Origin of the sequence: Chondromyces apiculatus DSM 436, from assembly GCF_000601485.1 — a bacterium.
Classification (GTDB): Bacteria; Myxococcota_A; Polyangia; order Polyangiales; family Polyangiaceae; genus Chondromyces; species Chondromyces apiculatus.
Genome location: NZ_ASRX01000022.1, coordinates 1 through 16,789 on the forward strand (window position 1 = coordinate 1; position 16,789 = coordinate 16,789).

The following is a 16,789-nucleotide window of genomic DNA, read 5'->3' on the forward strand; positions in this document are numbered from 1 at the left end:
GGGAGCGCCGGGGGCGGCGGGGAGGGCGGGAGCGCCGGGGGCGGCGAGAGTGACAGGGGGGCGGGGGCCTTCGGCGGCGGCGAGGGTGGGCATGGCCGCGAAGAGGGCGCGGGTATAGGGGTGGTAGCGCCGCTCGGAGACGTCCTGGGTGGGGCCCATCTCGACGATGCGGCCGAGGACCATCACCGCCATGCGGTGGCTCACGTACTGGATGACCCGCAGGTCGTGGGAGATGAACAGGTAGCTGACTCCGAGCTCGTCCTGCAGGGCTTCGAGCAGGTTGATGATCTGCGCCTGCACGGAGAGGTCGAGGGCGCTGACGGGCTCGTCGCAGACGATGAAGTCGGGCCGCACGGCGAGGGCGCGGGCGATGCCGACGCGCTGGCGCATGCCGCCGGACAGCTCGTGGGGGAAGCGGTCCATGAGGTCGGGGCGGAGGCCGACCTTCTGGAGCACGTCGGCGACCTGGGCGTCGGCGTCGCTCGGGTTTGCGGCGAGGCGGTGGATGGTGAGGCCCTCGCCCACGATCTCGCGCACGGTCATGCGCGGGTTCAGGGAGCCGTAGGGGTCCTGGAAGATGAGCTGCATCCGGCGGCGGGTCTTGCGCAGCTCGGACTCGGTCATGGTGGTCAGGTCGCGGCCGTCGAACATGACCCGGCCGAGGGTGGGCTCGACGAGGCGCAGGACGGTGCGGCCGAGGGTGGACTTGCCGCAGCCGGACTCGCCGACGAGGCCGAAGGTCTCGCCCTTGCGCACGTAGAAGGTCACGCCCTCGACGGCGTGCACGAACTGGGTCTTGCCGAAGAGGCCGCGGCGCACAGGGTAGAGCTTGGAGAGCTTCTCGGCGTGCAGGATGGGGCGCTCCCGGCGGGCGCGGCCGACGGAGGGGACCGGCTCGTCGTGCTGGGCGTCGTCGCTCGCCGTGTCCGAGAGGTCGCGGGAGCGCTTCGTGCTCTTCACGCTCGACGGCGGTGTGCTGTCCGCAGGAGGGCTCACCGGGAGTCCTCCGGGCGAGGAAGCGTCACGGGACGGGGGGCGCCGACCAGGATGCAGCGGGCCTCGTGTGGCGTGCCCGCGTGGGAGGCGTTGTCTGCGTGGGAGGCGTTGTCTGCGTGGGAGGCGTTGCTTGCGTCGGCGCCGCTGCGCGCGCGGGTGGCGGTGAGCGCGGGGGGATTGGTGCGGCAGGGGTCGGTGACCTCGGGGCAGCGCTCCTGGAAGCGGCAGCCCGGGAGCGGGGCGCTCAGGTTGGGGGGCGCGCCGCCGAGGGTGGGGAGCGGCGGGCGGCGCTGCCGCCGGGCGCGGTAGGTGCCGGTCGGGGGGATGCTGCGGAGCAAGGCCTGGGTGTAGGGGTGCACGGGGGCGGTGAGCACGTCGTGGGCGGGGCCGCGCTCGACGACGGCGCCGGCGTAGAGCACCACGATCTCGTCGGCCAGCTCGGAGACCAGCGCGAGGTCGTGGGCGATGAGGAGCATGCTCATGCGGAGGTCGGCACGGAGGGCGCCGAGGAGCGCGAGGATCTGCGCCTGGGTGGTCATGTCGAGGGCGCTGGTGGGCTCGTCGGCGATGAGCAGGGAGGGGCCGGCGGCGAGGGCGATGGCGATCATCACCCGCTGGCGCATGCCGCCGGACAGCTCGTGGGGGTAGCTGTCGACCTGGCGCTCCGGCTCGGGGAGGCCGACCTTGCGGAGCCAGTCGATGGCCTGCTTGCGCGCGGCGCTGCGGGAGACGGGCGCATGGAGGCGGATGGCCTCGGCGATGTGCGCGCCGGCGGTGTAGACGGGGTTGAGCGAGGTGCTCGGCTCCTGGAAGACCATGCCGATCTGGCCGCCGCGCAGGGGGCGCATCTCGCGCTCGGAGAGGGCGAGGAGGTTCTTGCCACCGAGGTCGATCTCGCCCGTCTCCACCGTGGCGAGCGGGGGCAAGAGGCCGAGGATGCTGAGCGCGGTGAGGCTCTTGCCGCTGCCGGACTCGCCGACGAGGGCCACGGTGGTGCCGCGGGGGACGTCGAGCGAGACGTGATCGAGCACGGTGCGCCGGACGCCCTGCTCGGTGAAGGTGACGGTGAGGTCGCGGACGCGGAGGAGCGGCTCCGTGGGCGTCACCCCGCGCTGGGCCACCCCGCGCGCGGGGCGGACCAGGGGGATGGGAAGCGAGGTGCGGCGAGGATCGCTGGGATGGGGATCGCTGTACCGGGGGTCGCTTCGGCGGGGGTCGCTGGGGCGGGGGTCGCTGGGGCGGGGGTCGCTGGGCAGCGGCTCGCCGGAGGACGCGGGCGCGGGGGTCCGGGTGCTCGGCGGGATGGTCCGCTGCACGAGGGGAATGGGCAGGGATGTCGCCCGGTCAGGGTCGCTGCGCCGCGCGGGGTCGTCGCTCACCGGAGGTACACCTCGAGCCGGGGGCCGAGGCCGTCGGTGATGCCCATGGAGCAAGCGAGGCCCACGGGGTCGTCGCCGGGGGCGATGAGGGCGATGCCGTGATCGTCGTGGGCGCGCTCGGACCAGGCGCGCACCAGGCGGGTGACGTCGATGCGCACGGGGGCGAGGGGCCTCCTGCGCGCCACGGCCGCCAGCTCGGGGATGGTGTGCCGCGGCTGGCGGCCCCAGGTCGCCGTGTCGGAGAGCCAGGGCTCCAGGATGCGGGCGATCTCCAGGGGGACCTCGGCGGCAGCGGGGGGCGCGCCCGCGACGGGGTCGAGGACGAGGAAGGCCGAGGCGATGTCGGCGTCGTCGGGCCAGGGGGCCTCGAACCGGAACAGCAGGACGGTGTCGCCCGCGGATTCCGCGCCGAGGGCGACGGCCTCGGGCAAGCGCGCGCGGGCCGCGGCGAGGGACGAGGCAGGGTCCAGGGCGAGGTCGGAGGATGCGGCGGTGCTGGTCGGGGCCGCGGGGTCGGATAGGGGGGTGGCGCCGGAGAGGGTGGTAGCGCCGGAGAGGGTGGCGCTGGAGGGGGGGGTGGCGCCGGAGGGCGCGGCCGAGGAGGACGCTGAACCTCCAGGGGAGAGGGTCGCGGTGTTGGGGGAGGAGGTGGAGGCTCCGAAGAAGGGGGTTGCGGTGCCGGGGGAGGAGGTGGAGGCCCCCAGGGAAGTGGCGGGGGTTCCAGGGGAGGAGGTCGATGGTGCCAGGGAAGGGGCCGACGCCGCCGGGGAGAGGCCGGGGCCTCGGGGGAGCGCGCGGGCGCTCAGCACGGCGATGTCGGCGGGCTGGAGCACGAGGCGCTGGGCATCGAGGGGCGCGAGGGGGGCGGGGCTCGGGCGGCACCGGCCGACCATGCAGTGACCCACGCGGCACTGACCGGCGCCGGCGCAGACGGGCGGATCCGGGCTGGCAGCGCAGCTCGGGATCACGAGGGCGAGCAGCGAGGCGAGGCAGGCGGTGAGGGAAGGGCGCCGCACAGCGGCTCGGACGTTAGCAGAGCCGGGCCCGCCCGGGGGAGTGGCTCGGTTCGAGCCCCTCGTGGAGACTCAGTTCGAGCAGACGATGTCGCTCACGCCGGAGACCGCGCACCAGTTGCCCCAGTTGTACTGGATGCTCTGCTGGCTGTGGAACAGGTGGCAGTTGTTGAAGCCGGTGCAGGGGCCTTCCGCGCCGTAGGAGACCAGGTTCGCGTAGCCATTGATGTCGCAGTTGGGGCCGCCGCAACCGACGGCCGTCTCGCCGTCGACCCAGCCCTGCACGAGCCCGGTCACGTTGGCGGTGCGCACGCCGGAGCCGCTCGTCGCCTGGATGGTGGCGGCGACGGCGGGATCGAAGGCCGTGCCGACGTTGTTCCAGTGCGCGCCGCCCTCGGTCCAGGCCGCGGTGACGCGGTGCACGTTCACGGTGCTGCTCGTGGCCTTGTAGATCTGGGAGAGCTTGACGGTCGCCGAGTCGATGGTGGACCCGGCCGGGAGCGCGCTGAGGTCGAACTTGAGGACCGAGCGCTTCTCCTCGCCGCTGGAGAGGCCGGTATAGAGGACGTAGTAGGTGCCCGCGTTGTACGTCGGCGAGTGCTGCGAGAGGTAGGCATCCTCATTGGTCGAATCCTGGAGAAAAGAATGGAGTTCCGGCCTCCTCTCCGCATTCCGCCATGTGCACTGGCGAAGATTCACGGTGGGAGCTTGAGGCCCGATCGCGCTGGAGCGAAAACGATGGGTAATGGGGCGACGGCAACATCGCTTGCGTCACCACTCGGGTCAACGGGCATCGTTCGAATGTGATGAAACCGTAATGGCCGCAGCGCTCCGCGTCGATCGGCTGCGAAGACGGTTGATGGAGGCCCTGAGAACGGGGGTAACCTGGACTGTTTTGCTGGGGCTTGCCTGGAGAAACGAGCGCTCCGGGTGGGCGCTGGGCGATGGCCGAGGTGGGGCGCATGCCTGATACGCGGGCGGTCGCTACAGGAGCGCCGGGAGGGGCGGCTGGAGGTGCAACTGATTGCCTCCCCAGGTCCGCGTCGGCGCTGCGGGGGGGCTTGCAGGCACAACTGATTGACTCGTCGTGTCGAGGGGCCGTCTCTGTCGGGGCGTGACGGGGGTCGCAATGGTGTGATGGCGGGGGTGGGAGCGATGGGCGGTGCGCGGCTGGGGCGGGAGTGGTGCGCGGCGGGAGCGGTGGCGCGGTGCGGGAGGGAGCGGTGGTAGGGTGGACCGATGAGCGAGATCCGGGTGAGCAGCCTCCACGTCTACCCGGTCAAGTCCGCGCGCGGACTCACGGTGACCGAGGCGGAGGTCGAGGCGCGGGGCTTCGCCCACGACCGGCGGTTCATGGTGGTGGACGAGCGTGGCGCCTTCTTCACCCAGCGGGAGCTGCCGGCGATGGCGCTGATCGGGGTGGCCATCCAGGGCGAGACGCTGGTGCTCACAGTGCCCGGGCTCGGGCACGCGGAGGTTCCGCTCCGGCCGCAGGAAGGCGGCGCGCGGCGCGTGCGGGTGTGGGACGACGAGTGCGAGGCGGTGGCGGTGAGCCCGGAGGCGGCGGACCTCCTCGGGCGCCACCTGGGGAGGCGCTGCGAGCTGGTGTACATGCCGGAGAGCTCGCTGCGCCCTGTCAGGGATGGGCGGGAGGAACCGGGAGATCTGGTGAGCTTCGCGGACGCCTTCCCGTTCCTGATCGTCTCGCGTGCGTCGCTGGAGGGGCTGAATGCTCGGCTGGCGGAGCGGGAGCAGGGGGCGGTGCCGATGGACCGGTTCCGACCCAACCTGGTGGTGGAGGGGTGTGATCCGCACGCGGAGGATGGCTGGAGCGAGATCGCGATCGGCGCGGTGAGGTTTCAGGTGACCAAGCCGTGCGCGCGCTGCGCCCTGGTGACGGTGGATCAGGAGAGGGGCGTGGCCGGGAAAGAGCCGCTCGCCACGCTGGCGACGTACCGCAAGGACCAGGGGCAGGTGCTGTTCGGTCAGAACATGGTCCCCACGGGGCGGGGAGTGATCCGGGTGGGAGATCCGGTGCGCCCGGTCAGCCCTTAGGAGCCCTGGACGCCCTCTTCCCGGGAGCCCGGGTCGTCGCGGCTTTCCGCGCGGTTGCCCCGGCCTTCTGCGTAGCCGCCTTCGCTGAGGAGGACTTGCGGGTCGTGTCCTTCGGGGAGGCCTTGGGGGCCGCCGTCTTCGAGGAGGAGGCCTTCGGGGAGGTCTTGCGGACCGCCGTCTTCGAGGAGGAGGCCTTCGGGGAGGAGGCCTTCGGGGAGGAGGCTTTCGGGGAGGGCGTCGTTCTGGCGCTCCTGGAGGTCGCGGGGCGGGGGGGCGTCTCCGGGGCGGTCTTCCCTGCGTTCGTTTTCTTGTCGCGGGCTGGTTTTTCCCGAGGCGCGGTCGGAAGCGGCTCTGCTTGGTGCTCGGCGGCGCGCAGCAGGGCCTCGATGTCGGCGCGCAGCAGGGTCGCGCGCTGGCTCACGTCGGTGGCATCGGTGTCGGACATGGGCGTGATGGCCACCCACAGCCGGTGGCCGTCGCGCAGCTCCCAGGTGGCCGTGCACCCACCCCGGCGCAGGATGCGGGCGGCAGCGGCATCGATCCGTGGCTTCAGCGTGGCGAGGAGCGCTGCCGGGACAGGCGCGCCGAGCTGCACTTCGTGCTCGTGCGCCGGCAGCGTGACGAGGTTGGCGTTCACGAGGTCCGTGAGCTCGTCGAGGACGGCCTGCTCCAGGTCGAGGCGCGCCTCGGGGTCGGCGACCGTGAGCGAGAACGTCGCCTCCGAGAGAGAGAAGGTGGCCTCGCGCAGCTCGGGGTCGTAGGCGTTCAGCTTGCACCCCACGCCCTGCGCGGCGCGGTCGAGCGCTGCGCGCAGCGCCCGGGCAGGCGCGCGGTGCGCCACCATGGAGGCCAGGTAGCCGAGGGTGTCGAGCCGGAGACGCGCCGGGCCTTCCTCCGCGGCATCCGAGGTGCGCGGCGAGGCGCCGAGGCCCTCGCGCAGGGCCCGCAGGATCTCCTGGCTCACCTGCGCCTCGTCGGCGAAAGCGTCCTCCACGTGCTCGGACGAGAGCAGCGCCTGGGTCAGGGCCTGGATGAGGGTGTGCACGCGCTGATCCACGGTGCCTTGATCGTCGATCGTGTCCGTCACCTCGCCGTCGATGCCCTGGGAGGGCTCCAGCGTGGTCACGATGGCGTCGATGTCTCCGTCGAGGTGTTCCTCCAGCACGCGCGCCAGTGCAGCGGCGCCTCCGCGGACCACGGCGATGTGCCCGCGGGCCCGCAGCGCGTCGACGATGCTCGTGGAGAGCCGCTGGGGGAGGCTTCGCTCGTTCACGGGACGAGCTTAGACGGATTCTTCCGGTGAACGGAACGGCGCGCGCGTGGCCTCCGGGGACGTCTCTTGACGTGCATGGGGCGAGCGTTCCTCGGAACGGCGGTTGACACTCCATGTCCGTGCCCAGATACTCTCGCCTGGCTGCGCCCCATGAGCAGGACAAATCCGGGCAGTGGACCCCAACAGCGTCAGGGTGGCCTCAACGCTTCTCTGAAGTTCGAGAGTCCCGATCTTCTGGTGGCGTCCCTCGTTGGCGATCTCGATGCGGCAGACACCGCGCGGATCGCTGCCGAGGCGCGCCGTGTAGCATCAGGGCGCTCCTGGGCGCTCCTGCTCTGCGATATTGGTCGCATCGGTTCGCTCACCTCGGAGGCCCGCCGCACCGCGGTCGATGGCTTCCGCAGCGTTCCCATCCGGGGCATCGCCTTCTTCGGCGGCAGCCGGAACAGCCGTTCGCAGTCGACCCTCATGGCCAATGCCATGAGCCTGCTGAACAGCCGCCGCGACGAGAGCCCGATCCGCTTCTTCCTCACGGAGTCCGAGGCACGGGTGTGGCTCGTGCAGCGCCGCGACGAGCTGCGGCGCGGCGCCCGCTGATCCTCCTCGATCGCCGCCTGACCGTCGCCTGACCATCGCCTGACCGCTCTCCCACTGCTGGATCAGGGGGTTGCCGGTTCGGCACCCGCCCTGGGAAGTGTCACAAGTCCGTCAGGGCAAGGAGCCCGCCGGGCCGCAATGAGCGTGATTTCAAGGGCAACGCGGCGCGGCGGCGCGACGTGTCACGAAACACCCCCTTGGCCTGCGCGGGCAGGCTCGGTAGGTGATTGTCTCGCCAATGAAAGCCAGGCTCGTCTCGCTCTGGAACTGGGCCGAGATCATCGTGATCGTGGTGATCTCGACGTTCCTCGTCGCGCTGATCTATGCGCTCACGGTGCCGTTCGACCGGGTGCGCCGGGTCGTGGGCAGGTTCTTCCGCATCTGCGGCACCATGCTCATTCACCTGAACCCGCTCTGGAGCACGCGGATCACCTACAGCTTCCGCCCCCCCAAGGGCAGCGGGCCGTACATCGTGGTGGCCAACCACCAGTCCATCGCCGACATCCCGGCGCTGAGCTTCCTGCCCTGGGAGATGAAGTGGCTCTCGAAGGAGGCGAACTTCAAGGTGCCCGGGCTCGGGTGGATGATGCGCATGGCCGGGGACATCCCTCTCCGGCGGGGTGAGCGCGAGAGCGCCCAGTCCGCCATGGCAGCCTGCCGCTGGTATCTCGAGCGGGGCATGTCGGTGATGATCTTCCCCGAGGGCACCCGCAGCCACGACGGCGAGATCAAGCCCTTCAAGGACGGCGCGTTCCGGCTGGCCCTCGAGACGGGGTATCCCATCCTGCCGATCGCCGTCGCCGGCTCGCGCCACTCCATCCCGAAGAATAGCTGGATCTTCAGCACCAAGTGCCAGGTGCGCATCGAGGTGCTGCCCCCGGTGGAGGTGAAGGGCATGTCGAAGGACGATCTGCCGGAGCTGCGTGACGGCATCCGCCGCGACATCAGCCAGGCCTTCGAGCGGCTCGGCAAGTCCATGCCCGTCTTGCAGCCGTCGTCCGAGACAGTTCCCTCCGAGGTCCCCGCCGAAGCCTGATCGCGCGTCCCCACGGAAGCGCGGGACGCGCGGTGTCCTCGACGCCCTGGGCCTCATGAGGTCCATGGGTGGTCTTTCGTCCATCACCTCTGGCCGTTCACCGCATCACCGGGCGCTTTCCCCTCCAGAAGCGACGCGCGGAGAACACTGCGGATTTCTCCGCGTGGGCCAGAAGGAGCGAGGTTGGCGCACCCTGTGCACACTTCACGCACACACCCCCGCCATCATCGCCTCAGCCTCCGGAGGACCGTTCATGCTTCTGGCCTCGCCCCGTTCCGCGTTCGTGCGCATCGCCAGCGTCGCTGTCTTCGGGGCGTTCGCCTCGGTGGCGGCTTGCTCTGCCACGGACGATGAGGAGCCGTCCGACTCGGTGGTGCTGGAAGGGACGGCGGAGCCTGTCGACAGCAGCAACCACGCGGTGAGCGGAGACCTGTCCTCCGGCATGACCCTGGAGGCGACGACCAACGTGAACCTCCGCTCCGAGCCGTCCACGAGCGCCTCGGTGCTGCGCGTGGTGCCCGAAGGTTCGGCGGTGAAGGTGGTGGATGGGTCGCCCCAGGCCGGCTTCTACAAGGTCAACCACAATGGCCTCGTGGGCTGGAGCTATGGTCAGTACTACGACGTCGTGGCCACCAGCGGCGGCGGTGAGGCCGGGAGCGTGGCCGAGGGAGGCCAGCTCCAGGCGACGACCAACGTGAACCTGCGCTCCGGCCCGTCCACCGCGCAGTCGGTGCTGCTGGTGATCCAGGAGGGGTCGGTGGTGACGCTGGTGCAGCCCGAGGCCACGAACGGCTTCTACTACGTGGACCACCAGGGCACCCGCGGCTGGACCTACGGTGATTACTTCGTCGCGGCCACCCCGGGCGGGACCTCCACGAGCGGCGTGATCCAGACGGCGATGAGCAAGGCGCAGTCGGGCATGGGCTTCGGGTACTGGTGGGGTCACAGCAGGTTCCGCAACGAAGGCCCGACCAGCTCGAACAAGGGGAGCTGCAGCGGCTCCTGTCCGTCGTGCACCTACTCCGGCAGCTACGGCGGCGACTGCTCCGGCTTCGTCGCGAAGGTGTGGACGGTGCCGAGCAGCAACACCGACCTCACCGTGGACGCGCACCCCTACAGCACCGCGGACTTCAACGGGTCGAGCAGCCAGTGGTCCACCGTCTCGCGCGGCTCGGTGAAGAAGGGCGACGCGATGGTCTACCGGAGCGGCGGCGCGGGGCACGTCTTCATCTACAGCTCTGGCGACGGCTGGGGCTCGATGTACACCTACGAGTGCAAGGCTTGCGCGTACGGTTGCGTGTACGGCAGCCGCACCGCGGGCAGCTCCTACAAGGCCATCCGCCGCTCGGGCTGGTGACGGCTCGGTCCGAGAGCTGACCGGAAGCGCGCTTCGCGGAAGCGTCGCCGGTCAGCGCGTCACCAGCGCTGCCGGTCAGCGCGTCACTGGCAGTCGTACCGCTGGTACGTCGTGCCGGCCTCGCTCCGCAGCGCATGGACCACCCCGCCCTCGTCGAGCACGGCGAGGTCACGGAACGTCTCCTCCGGCAAGGTGTTCACGGGCAGCACCGCCCCGCCGATCGTCTGGCCGCGGCTCGGTTCGAGGCAGGTGAGCAGCACGGCTTCCTCGCCAGAGGGACTCCGGCCCTGCACCGCGAAGTAGATGACGCCGGCGCGGTCGCTGTCGAGGAGCAGGATCACGTCGAGGACCGCCTCGAAGCGCAGCTCGCGCGTGAAGCGGTTCTCCATTTTCGCGCGGTCGATGGCAGAGACGTAGGCCCGGCCTGCCTGGGCCTGGATGATGCCTGCGCTCAGGTAGAGCTGCCCGTCGCCGCTCGGGCGTCCCGGGATCTCCGCCCTGGTGCCGGCGGGCTTGCCCGTGGTGTCGCCGAGCTTGACCAGCGCGCCGTGCTCGCGCTCGGCGTAGACGTCCTTGCCGTCGACGAAGATGCCCGTCACGTGGCCCGGCTCCTCGATGCCCTCTCCGAGCAGGGGAAGCTCTCCGATCTGTCGGCCGGCATCGTCGAAGAGCACCACCGCCTTGTCGTGGACGCGTTCGAGGACCGCGAGCGTGCCGTCGGGGGCCACGGTCATGTCTTGCGCGGTGCGCAGCTCGGTGGGCAGCGCCCGCTCGGGCTTGCCGTCGGCGCCATAGCGCACGATGCGGTTGTTCACCTGGTCGAGCACGAGGACCCGCCCGTTGCGATCCACGGCGAGGCTCATCGGACCTTCGGGGTTGCCCTCCGTGGGTCGATCCCGCCCGAGCTGGTTGAGGTCACCGCCCCATGCCGCAGAGAAGAGCGTCTCGGGTCCGGCGTGGGTGCCACCCTCGGCTGCGGCGTCGGGGGCGCCAGCCTGGGGGGCCGGGTTCGGGCGAGGGCGTGGGCTCGCGACCGATGCGGCGGCGCTGCCGGGCACGGGGCTCCGGGTCTCCTCCAAGGAGGGCTTCTCCGCGTAGCGCTTGCCGAGCACCGCCGCGATCCCGAAGGCGAGCACCATCACACCTGCTGCCGCCCAGCGTCGATCCATGGGGCAACGGTCTACCCGAAGGTTTTGCTGGGCTCAATCGAGGGGCGCGGTCGGGCAGGGGTCGGACAGCGGTGGGGGCAGCAGAGGAAACCGCGTGAGGAGGGCGGTGGGATGTGCGCGTGCCCTCGCCGTGAGTATCAGAGCATGGGCAGCGATGCGGGGCGCATGCCGAGGGGGAAGGCCGTTTCGAGGCGGAGCTGCTCCTCGGGCGAGAGCGTGAGCGCCGCGGCCCGTGCATTGTCCTCGACGTGCTCGGGCCGGCTGGCCTTGGGGATGGCGAAGATGTGCGGTTCGCGGAGGAGGAAGGCCAGGGCCACCTGCCGGGCGGTGACCCCGCGTGCCTTTGCAATGGCATTCAGCTCCCTGCCGGCGCGGCTGTCGGAGTCCGGGAAATCGCCAGAGCCGAAGGGGCTGTAAGCGACGATGGGCACCTCGTGCGCCTCGCAAAAAGGTATCAGCGCGTGCTCGATGGCGCGCTCCTGCAGGTGATAAAGGACCTGATTGCAGGCGATGCGCCCCTTGCCGGCAATGGCGAGGGCCTGCTCGAGGTCACCCACGTCGAAATTGCTGACGCCCCAGTACCGAATCTTTCCAGCTTGCACGAGCTGCTCGAACGCCTCGATGGTCTCGGCGAGGGGGATCGCGCCGGGCCAGTGGAGCATGTAGAGGTCGAGGTGATCGGTGCGGAGGCGCTTCAAGCTCTGCTCGCAGGCGCGCCGCGTGCCCTCCCGGGAGGCGTTGTGGGGGAGCACCTTGGACGCGAGGAACACCTCGCCGCGGCGCCCGACGAGGGCCTCGCCCACGAGGCGCTCGACGGCCCCCGAGCCGTACATCTCCGCCGTGTCGACGTGGGTCAACCCGAGGTCGAGGCCGCGATGGATGGCGCGCTGGACCTTGGTCGGGTCGTCCATCTCCATCTGCCAGGTGCCCTGGCCGATGCTCGGGACGGGCTTTCGGGTCCAGCCGAACGTGCGGGTTTGCATGCGCGCGCATGTAGGTCCGGGTCACGCCCGAGAGAAGAGGGGCCGGCTCACGAGGGCGCAGAATCGTCGCTTCGGATGGCGCGGCGCCCGTCGGGAGGCGCGTGATACCGTGCTCCGATGCTCAAGCTCTACACGTTCGCGCCCTCTCCCAATGCCCTGAAGGCACGCTTCGCGCTCGCCGAGCTGAAGCTCCCTCACCAGGCGATTCAGGTGGACCTGCTCCGGGGCGAGCACCTCGAAGGCGAGCTGGCCTCGTTGAATCCGCACCGTAAAGTGCCGGTGCTGGTCGATGGCGCCCTGGTCCTGCGCGAGTCGGACGCCATCGTCGCCTACCTGGGCGACGCCTACGGCGGTGCGCTATGGCCCCGGGACCCGAAGGCGCGCGCCGAGGCGCTTCAATGGCTGTTCTTCGAGGCGTCCAACCTGGCCTATGCAGGGCGTGTCTGGTGGGCAGACATACTGACCCCCCGGACCGGTCGGACGGGTCCGAATGCCGGACCGGAGCTCGTGGCCCAGGTCGCGGCGGACGTGAGCCGGGCTCTCAAGGTGGTCGACCAGCACCTGCACGCCCGCGATTACCTGCTCGGGGACTTCTCGCTGGCGGATTGCGGGCTGGGTGTGATGCTGAACCTGCTCCAGGGGACGCGCCTGGATCGCCCGGAGGAGCTGCCCTCCCTGACGGCGTACCGCGATCGGATCCGTGCCCGCCCTTCGTGGGCAGCGGCGGGCGGCAATGCGATCCAGATGGTGTGACGGAAGGTGGCAGTGGCGCCGGGGAGGGGGGCGAGAGGTGCGGCAGGCGCGACGCAGCTTCGCCTTTGGACATCTTTTCATTCATCGACCATCTCGGCGGCCTCGAACAGGCCAACCAGACAAGCTACGTTGGTGCGCGCTGCTCAGGGAGCGACCCAGGCGGACGCCCCTGCAACGCTCGCAATTGCACCGGACAGGTGAAGACCTCCGGAGGACGAAAGCGGGCGCGGCGGTGTGAAGCAAGACAGATGACTGGTGTACCCTCGCGGCGCGGGGGCACCGGATGGTGGACGAGGCGGCGGCAATGAACACAGGCACGAGGGCAACCGCGAAGGACGCAGGAATGAAGGCAACGGCGAAAGAAGCAAGCAAGAAGGCGCCAGTGAAAGACGCAGGCGACGAGGTGGTCGCGCAAGACGCCGCAGGTCTCCAGGTCGCGCCGGACGCCGCAGGCTCCAAGGCAGCGGCGAAGGACAACGGTCCCCAGTCCGGTGGCTCCAGGGCAGCCACCCCGAAGGCCGCGGCGCGCAAGGCAGCCGCTCCGAAGGGTGCAGCGTCGAAGGCCGTGGCTCCCAGGACAGAGGCCAAGGCGGCTCCCTCGAAGACGGCAGCAGGCGACGCTGGCGTCGAGGAGGCAGCCTCGAAGGCGGGCTCTCCCAGGGCCGCCGAGCCCAAAGCGACGACCCCGAAGGCGAACGCGTCCAAGGCGGCTGCACCGAAGGCCGGCGCACCGAAGGCCGGTGCACCGAAGGCCGGTGCACCGAAGGCCGGCGCGCCCAAGGCCGGCGCACCGAAGGCCGGCGCACCGAAGGCCGGCGCACCGACGTCAGCAACTCCGAAGGGGGCCACGCCGAAGGCGGGGGCCACCGCGGAGGCATCGCAGGGGGCAGCCCCGAAGGCGGGCGCCACGGCGGCGGCGTCGAAGGGGGCAGCCCCGAAGGCGGGCGCCACGGCGGCTGCGTCGAAGGGGGCAGCATCGAAGTCAGCCGCACCCAAGGGGGCGGCGTCGAAGGCAGGTGCCGCGGCGGCAACCGCGAAAGCGTCAGCTCCAAACGAGGTCACCTTGAAGGAGACGGGAGGCGAGGCCAGCAAGGGGGCAGCTCCCAGGACGCAGAACGATTCCACCCGGAAGGCAGCGACTCCGAGGACCCCAGCGCCGAAGCCAGAGGCGCCGAAGGCCGTCACTCAGAAAACGGCGACTCCGAAAGCCACGACTCCGGCTGCTTCCGCGCCGAAGGCCTCCGCGTCTGGAACGGCGACTCCAAAGGCCTCTGCGCCGAAGACCGCGGCTCCGAAGGCCTCCGCGCCGAAAGCGGCGACTCCGAAGGCCTCTGCGCCGAAGACCGCGGCTCCGAAAGCATCCACGCCCGGGGCGGCGACTCCGAAAGCAGCGGCCCCGAAAGCAGCGGCCCCGAAAGCGGCGGCTCCGAAAGCGGCGGCTCCGAAAGCAGCGGCTCCGAAAGCAGCGGCCCCGAAAGCGGCGGCTCCGAAAGGAGGAGCGTCGAAAGCGGCCGCTCCGGAGTCAGAGGCGCCGAAGGGAGGAGCCTCGAAAGCCGCCGCTGCGAAGACGCCTGCTCCTAGGGCCGCAGCGCCGACAGCGCCATCTCCGAAGGCCTCTGCGCCGAGTACGGCAGCTTCGAAGGAGGTGACTCCGCAATCCTCCGCCCCGAAGAAAGCCGCTTCGAAGGGCGCGGCGCCGAAATCCGCCACCTCGAAGGCCGTGACTCCCCCCACCGCACAGGCTGCGACGACCACGAGCTCCGCCCCCGCCCGGAAAGCACCGGCGGCCAGGGCAGCGGCCAAGACCGCGGGGACCTCTTCCAATGCAGCCCCCGCGTCCGGATCGGCCGGGAAGGGGGCCATGGACAAGACGGCAGCGAAGGCAGCCCCGTCCAGGAAGGCTGCTCCCAAGGCGCCCTCCACCACGGCAGCGGCGACAGATGCCGCTCCCCAGGCAGCTCCGCAGGGCGCGGCGACGAAAGCGACTGCCGCGAAGGCAGCACCCGGGAGGGCAGCACCCAGAGCGGGAGCGAAGGCCGTTCGCCCCGAGCAGGAGACGCCCGCGGCTGCAACCAAGCAGACAGCAAAGAAGGCAGCTCCGGATGCTGCGACGCCTGGCGTGGCGACCTCCGGTGCCTCCGCATCCAAACCGGGAGCGGCCAAGGCTGCCGTAGCGACGGAGGCGAAGGCGCCTGCCTCTGGCAGGGGCGCGTCCAAGGCAGCGGTGAAGGCAGCCGCGCCCAGGGCAGCTACCCCCAGGGCAGCTACCCCCAGGGCAGGGAGCCGGCAAGCCATTCCGCAGGCGGCTGATCGCGAGGGCACGAGCGACGCAATCGCGGCTGGATCCGCGCCGAAGGGCGCCACCCCCAAGGCCGGCGCTCCCGGAGCCACCACGTCCAGGTCCACGCCGAAAGCCTCCACGCCGAAAGCCTCCACGCCGAAAGCCTCCACGCCGAAAGCCTCCACGCCGAGCGCCGCAGCGAAGCCGACCACGAAAGCCTCCAAGCCTGGCATCGGGGCGGGGTCGGTCCCCGCGAAGGTGAAGACGAAGCCCCTCCCCAAGGTGGAGGCGATTCCCGCGCCGGAGTCGAGGGAGGTCGCGGCGGAATCAGCAGAGAAGGACTCCTCGGGGCGGGGTGGTCCGAAGGGCGCCACACCGAAGTCAGGCGCAAAGAGCGCCGGGAAAGAGGGGCCTTCGAAGGCCCCGGCCACGCGCGCTCCGGTGCAGGCGCCGCGGCAGGCGCCGGCGTCCCGTGAAGCGCCCGCTTCAAAGAAGGGGGCAGGCGGGAAGCAGGGGGCGGCCCGTGCCGGAACCCCCGCAGCGGCATCGACCCAGGCGGCAGCTCCGGAGGCCGCGGCGAGGCGAGCGCCCTCCAGCCGGGCTGCGACGAGCAAGCCTGCTCCCGCCAAGGCGCCTGCCCGGGCAACCAGCCAGAAGACGCCTTCGAAAGCGCCGCCGGCTCCCCCGCAATCGACGAGAACACCGGCTGCACCCAAGGCGGCGCCCCAGGCACCGGCGGCACGTGCACGCGCCGTAGAGCCGCTCTCGTTCAGCGCCGGGCCGCCCTCCTGGCGCTCCGCGCGCTCTCCCCGCCCCGCGTCCGAGACGCTCGAAGCGCTGGAGAGGGCGAACACCCTCGAGGAGGCGACCGCGGTCGTTCACGTCTCGCTCCCTCGCGTCGACATGAACCAGGCCTCGGCGTGGCGCGAGCACGTGCTTTCCCAGATGCAGGAGCGCTTCCACGAGGTCTCCGACCACATGCGCGAGACCTTCGGGCTCTCGCTGCCCAGGCACGTCGCGGTGGCCGCGGCCTTCTTCCAGGCCGGTGACGACCACGAGCAGAAGGCGCTCGCGCGGCTCGGGCGCCGCCCGGGGCTGGTGCTGCGGTGGTTCGAGGAAGGCGGGCTCGCGCGCAAGATCAAGCCCGGCCTCAACGAGCGCCTGCAGGACCGCTACCGCCGCGATCCCCCCGAGTTCGTCACGGCGCTGCTCGGCAATGCCGAGGGCCTCCACTACGGCCTCTGGTACGACGATCCGGCGCAGCTCCCCTCCACGGTCGCGCGGATCCAGTCCTTCGGCTCGGGCGAGGTGTCGGGAGGTCAGCACCGGACGCTCCTCTCGGTGCTGCGCGCCGACGTGGAGCAAGGCCTGCGGGATGCGTGGGAGACCGGTCGGTCCGACTTCCTGGACCGGGCGCGCAAGTACCTGCCGCTGCTCGACACCCTCCGCTGGTTCGAGCCGCACGACGACGCGGCTGTGGCCCAGGACAAGCTGCCGGCATTCACGCCGCGGCCGGACATCAACGGCGGTCTCGGGCCGCTGATCCCGCGCTCGGCCGGCGACGCGCAGTCCCACCCGAGCGAGCGGGAGTCGCGGTGGCAGGCGCTGCAGTCCGGCAAGAGTGAGGCGCTCATCTCCGAGGCGCGGCGGGCCACAGTCTCGGGCAAGTCGGCGTTCCCGCTGGTGCTCGGGAGGGAGCTCCTGTTCCTCGACGACGAGGCGCTGCGCCCGGTGGCGCTGCAGCTCCTGAAGAGTGCTTACGAGGGCCTGCGCCGCAAGGCGCTCGCGGAGATCGCCCAGGTGGTGCTCACCCACCGGGACCAGGAGACCGTGAGCGTCTACGAATGACGGTTCGGGTGGAGGGCGCCCCGCGCTCTCCACGCAACAGGTGACGGGG

The 16,789-nt window shown here is 71.1% G+C and carries 14 protein-coding genes; 6 read left to right on the plus strand and 8 right to left on the minus strand.

The genetic code is table 11. The features are described 5' to 3' along the window. The 4 genes from CAP_RS15955 to CAP_RS15970 form a co-directional block, all read right to left on the minus strand. On the minus strand, positions 1–996 hold a 996-nt coding region (locus tag CAP_RS15955; protein ID WP_231511507.1), incomplete at its 3' end, for an ABC transporter ATP-binding protein. After that, the gene (locus CAP_RS15960; protein ID WP_063748701.1) at positions 993–2,375 is read right to left on the minus strand and encodes an ABC transporter ATP-binding protein; all 1,383 of its coding nucleotides are present in this window, start codon (positions 2,373–2,375) and stop codon (positions 993–995) included. The genes CAP_RS15955 and CAP_RS15960, both read right to left, overlap by 4 nt. Continuing rightward, a complete protein-coding gene (locus tag CAP_RS54975) occupies positions 2,372–3,391 on the minus strand; it encodes a hypothetical protein (protein ID WP_156040852.1) in 1,020 nt (339 codons plus the stop codon). The genes CAP_RS15960 and CAP_RS54975 overlap by 4 nt, the downstream gene beginning before the upstream one ends. 69 nt (positions 3,392–3,460) lie before the next feature. Then, the gene (locus tag CAP_RS15970) at positions 3,461–4,087 is read right to left on the minus strand and encodes a DNRLRE domain-containing protein (protein ID WP_044241530.1); all 627 of its coding nucleotides are present in this window, start codon (positions 4,085–4,087) and stop codon (positions 3,461–3,463) included. A 540-nt stretch (positions 4,088–4,627) separates the two neighbouring features. Here CAP_RS15970 and CAP_RS15975 point away from each other — a divergent pair. Beyond that, positions 4,628–5,443, plus strand: coding sequence for an MOSC domain-containing protein (locus tag CAP_RS15975; RefSeq protein WP_044241532.1), 816 nt, complete (start codon positions 4,628–4,630; stop codon positions 5,441–5,443). On the opposite strand, the gene CAP_RS15980 is transcribed toward CAP_RS15975, so the two are convergent. Then, the gene (locus CAP_RS15980; RefSeq protein ID WP_044241535.1) at positions 5,433–6,716 is read right to left on the minus strand and encodes a hypothetical protein; all 1,284 of its coding nucleotides are present in this window, start codon (positions 6,714–6,716) and stop codon (positions 5,433–5,435) included. The genes CAP_RS15975 and CAP_RS15980 overlap by 11 nt on opposite strands. 237 nt (positions 6,717–6,953) lie before the next feature. Here CAP_RS15980 and CAP_RS15985 point away from each other — a divergent pair, with 237 nt between their 5' ends. The 3 genes from CAP_RS15985 to CAP_RS15995 all read left to right on the plus strand — a co-directional run bounded on the left by CAP_RS15985 (position 6,954) and on the right by CAP_RS15995 (position 9,706). Next, positions 6,954–7,313, plus strand: coding sequence for a hypothetical protein (locus CAP_RS15985; protein ID WP_052375357.1), 360 nt, complete (start codon positions 6,954–6,956; stop codon positions 7,311–7,313). A 238-nt stretch (positions 7,314–7,551) separates the two neighbouring features. Further along, positions 7,552–8,349: a lysophospholipid acyltransferase family protein gene (locus CAP_RS15990; RefSeq protein ID WP_044241538.1), complete on the plus strand. Its 798-nt coding sequence runs from the start codon at positions 7,552–7,554 to the stop codon at positions 8,347–8,349. Between the two features lie 253 nt (positions 8,350–8,602). Next, a complete protein-coding gene (locus CAP_RS15995) occupies positions 8,603–9,706 on the plus strand; it encodes an SH3 domain-containing protein (RefSeq protein WP_044241540.1) in 1,104 nt (367 codons plus the stop codon). A gap of 83 nt (positions 9,707–9,789) precedes the next feature. On the opposite strand, the gene CAP_RS16000 is transcribed toward CAP_RS15995, so the two are convergent. Next, a complete protein-coding gene (locus CAP_RS16000) occupies positions 9,790–10,875 on the minus strand; it encodes an NHL repeat-containing protein (protein WP_156040854.1) in 1,086 nt (361 codons plus the stop codon). A 137-nt stretch (positions 10,876–11,012) separates the two neighbouring features. Then, the gene (locus CAP_RS16005; protein WP_044241542.1) at positions 11,013–11,858 is read right to left on the minus strand and encodes an aldo/keto reductase; all 846 of its coding nucleotides are present in this window, start codon (positions 11,856–11,858) and stop codon (positions 11,013–11,015) included. Positions 11,859–11,975: 117 nt separating this feature from the next. Here CAP_RS16005 and CAP_RS16010 point away from each other — a divergent pair, with 117 nt between their 5' ends. After that, complete coding sequence (locus tag CAP_RS16010; RefSeq protein WP_044241544.1) at positions 11,976–12,611, plus strand: glutathione S-transferase family protein; 636 nt, start codon at positions 11,976–11,978, stop codon at positions 12,609–12,611. A 1,185-nt stretch (positions 12,612–13,796) separates the two neighbouring features. Here the strand turns inward: CAP_RS16010 and CAP_RS50460 are convergent. After that, positions 13,797–14,435 carry a hypothetical protein gene (locus CAP_RS50460; RefSeq protein WP_156040855.1) on the minus strand — a complete coding sequence of 213 codons (639 nt, stop codon included), beginning with the start codon at positions 14,433–14,435 and terminating at the stop codon, positions 13,797–13,799. 37 nt (positions 14,436–14,472) lie between these two features. Here CAP_RS50460 and CAP_RS50465 point away from each other — a divergent pair, with 37 nt between their 5' ends. After that, a complete protein-coding gene (locus CAP_RS50465) occupies positions 14,473–16,740 on the plus strand; it encodes an ADP-ribosylation family protein (protein ID WP_156040856.1) in 2,268 nt (755 codons plus the stop codon). Positions 16,741–16,789 lie beyond the last annotated feature (49 nt).

Excerpts from the sequence above, each read along its gene's own strand:
- CAP_RS15975 (WP_044241532.1), top strand. The coding sequence starts at position 4,628 with ATGAGCGAGATCCGGGTGAGCAGCCTCCACGTCTACCCGGTCAAGTCC.
- CAP_RS15990 (WP_044241538.1), top strand. The coding sequence starts at position 7,552 with ATGAAAGCCAGGCTCGTCTCGCTCTGGAACTGGGCCGAGATCATCGTG.
- CAP_RS15995 (WP_044241540.1), top strand. The coding sequence starts at position 8,603 with ATGCTTCTGGCCTCGCCCCGTTCCGCGTTCGTGCGCATCGCCAGCGTC.
- CAP_RS16000 (WP_156040854.1), bottom strand. The coding sequence starts at position 10,875 with ATGGATCGACGCTGGGCGGCAGCAGGTGTGATGGTGCTCGCCTTCGGG.
- CAP_RS16005 (WP_044241542.1), bottom strand. The coding sequence starts at position 11,858 with ATGCAAACCCGCACGTTCGGCTGGACCCGAAAGCCCGTCCCGAGCATC.
- CAP_RS16010 (WP_044241544.1), top strand. The coding sequence starts at position 11,976 with ATGCTCAAGCTCTACACGTTCGCGCCCTCTCCCAATGCCCTGAAGGCA.
- CAP_RS50465 (WP_156040856.1), top strand. The coding sequence starts at position 14,473 with ATGGACAAGACGGCAGCGAAGGCAGCCCCGTCCAGGAAGGCTGCTCCC.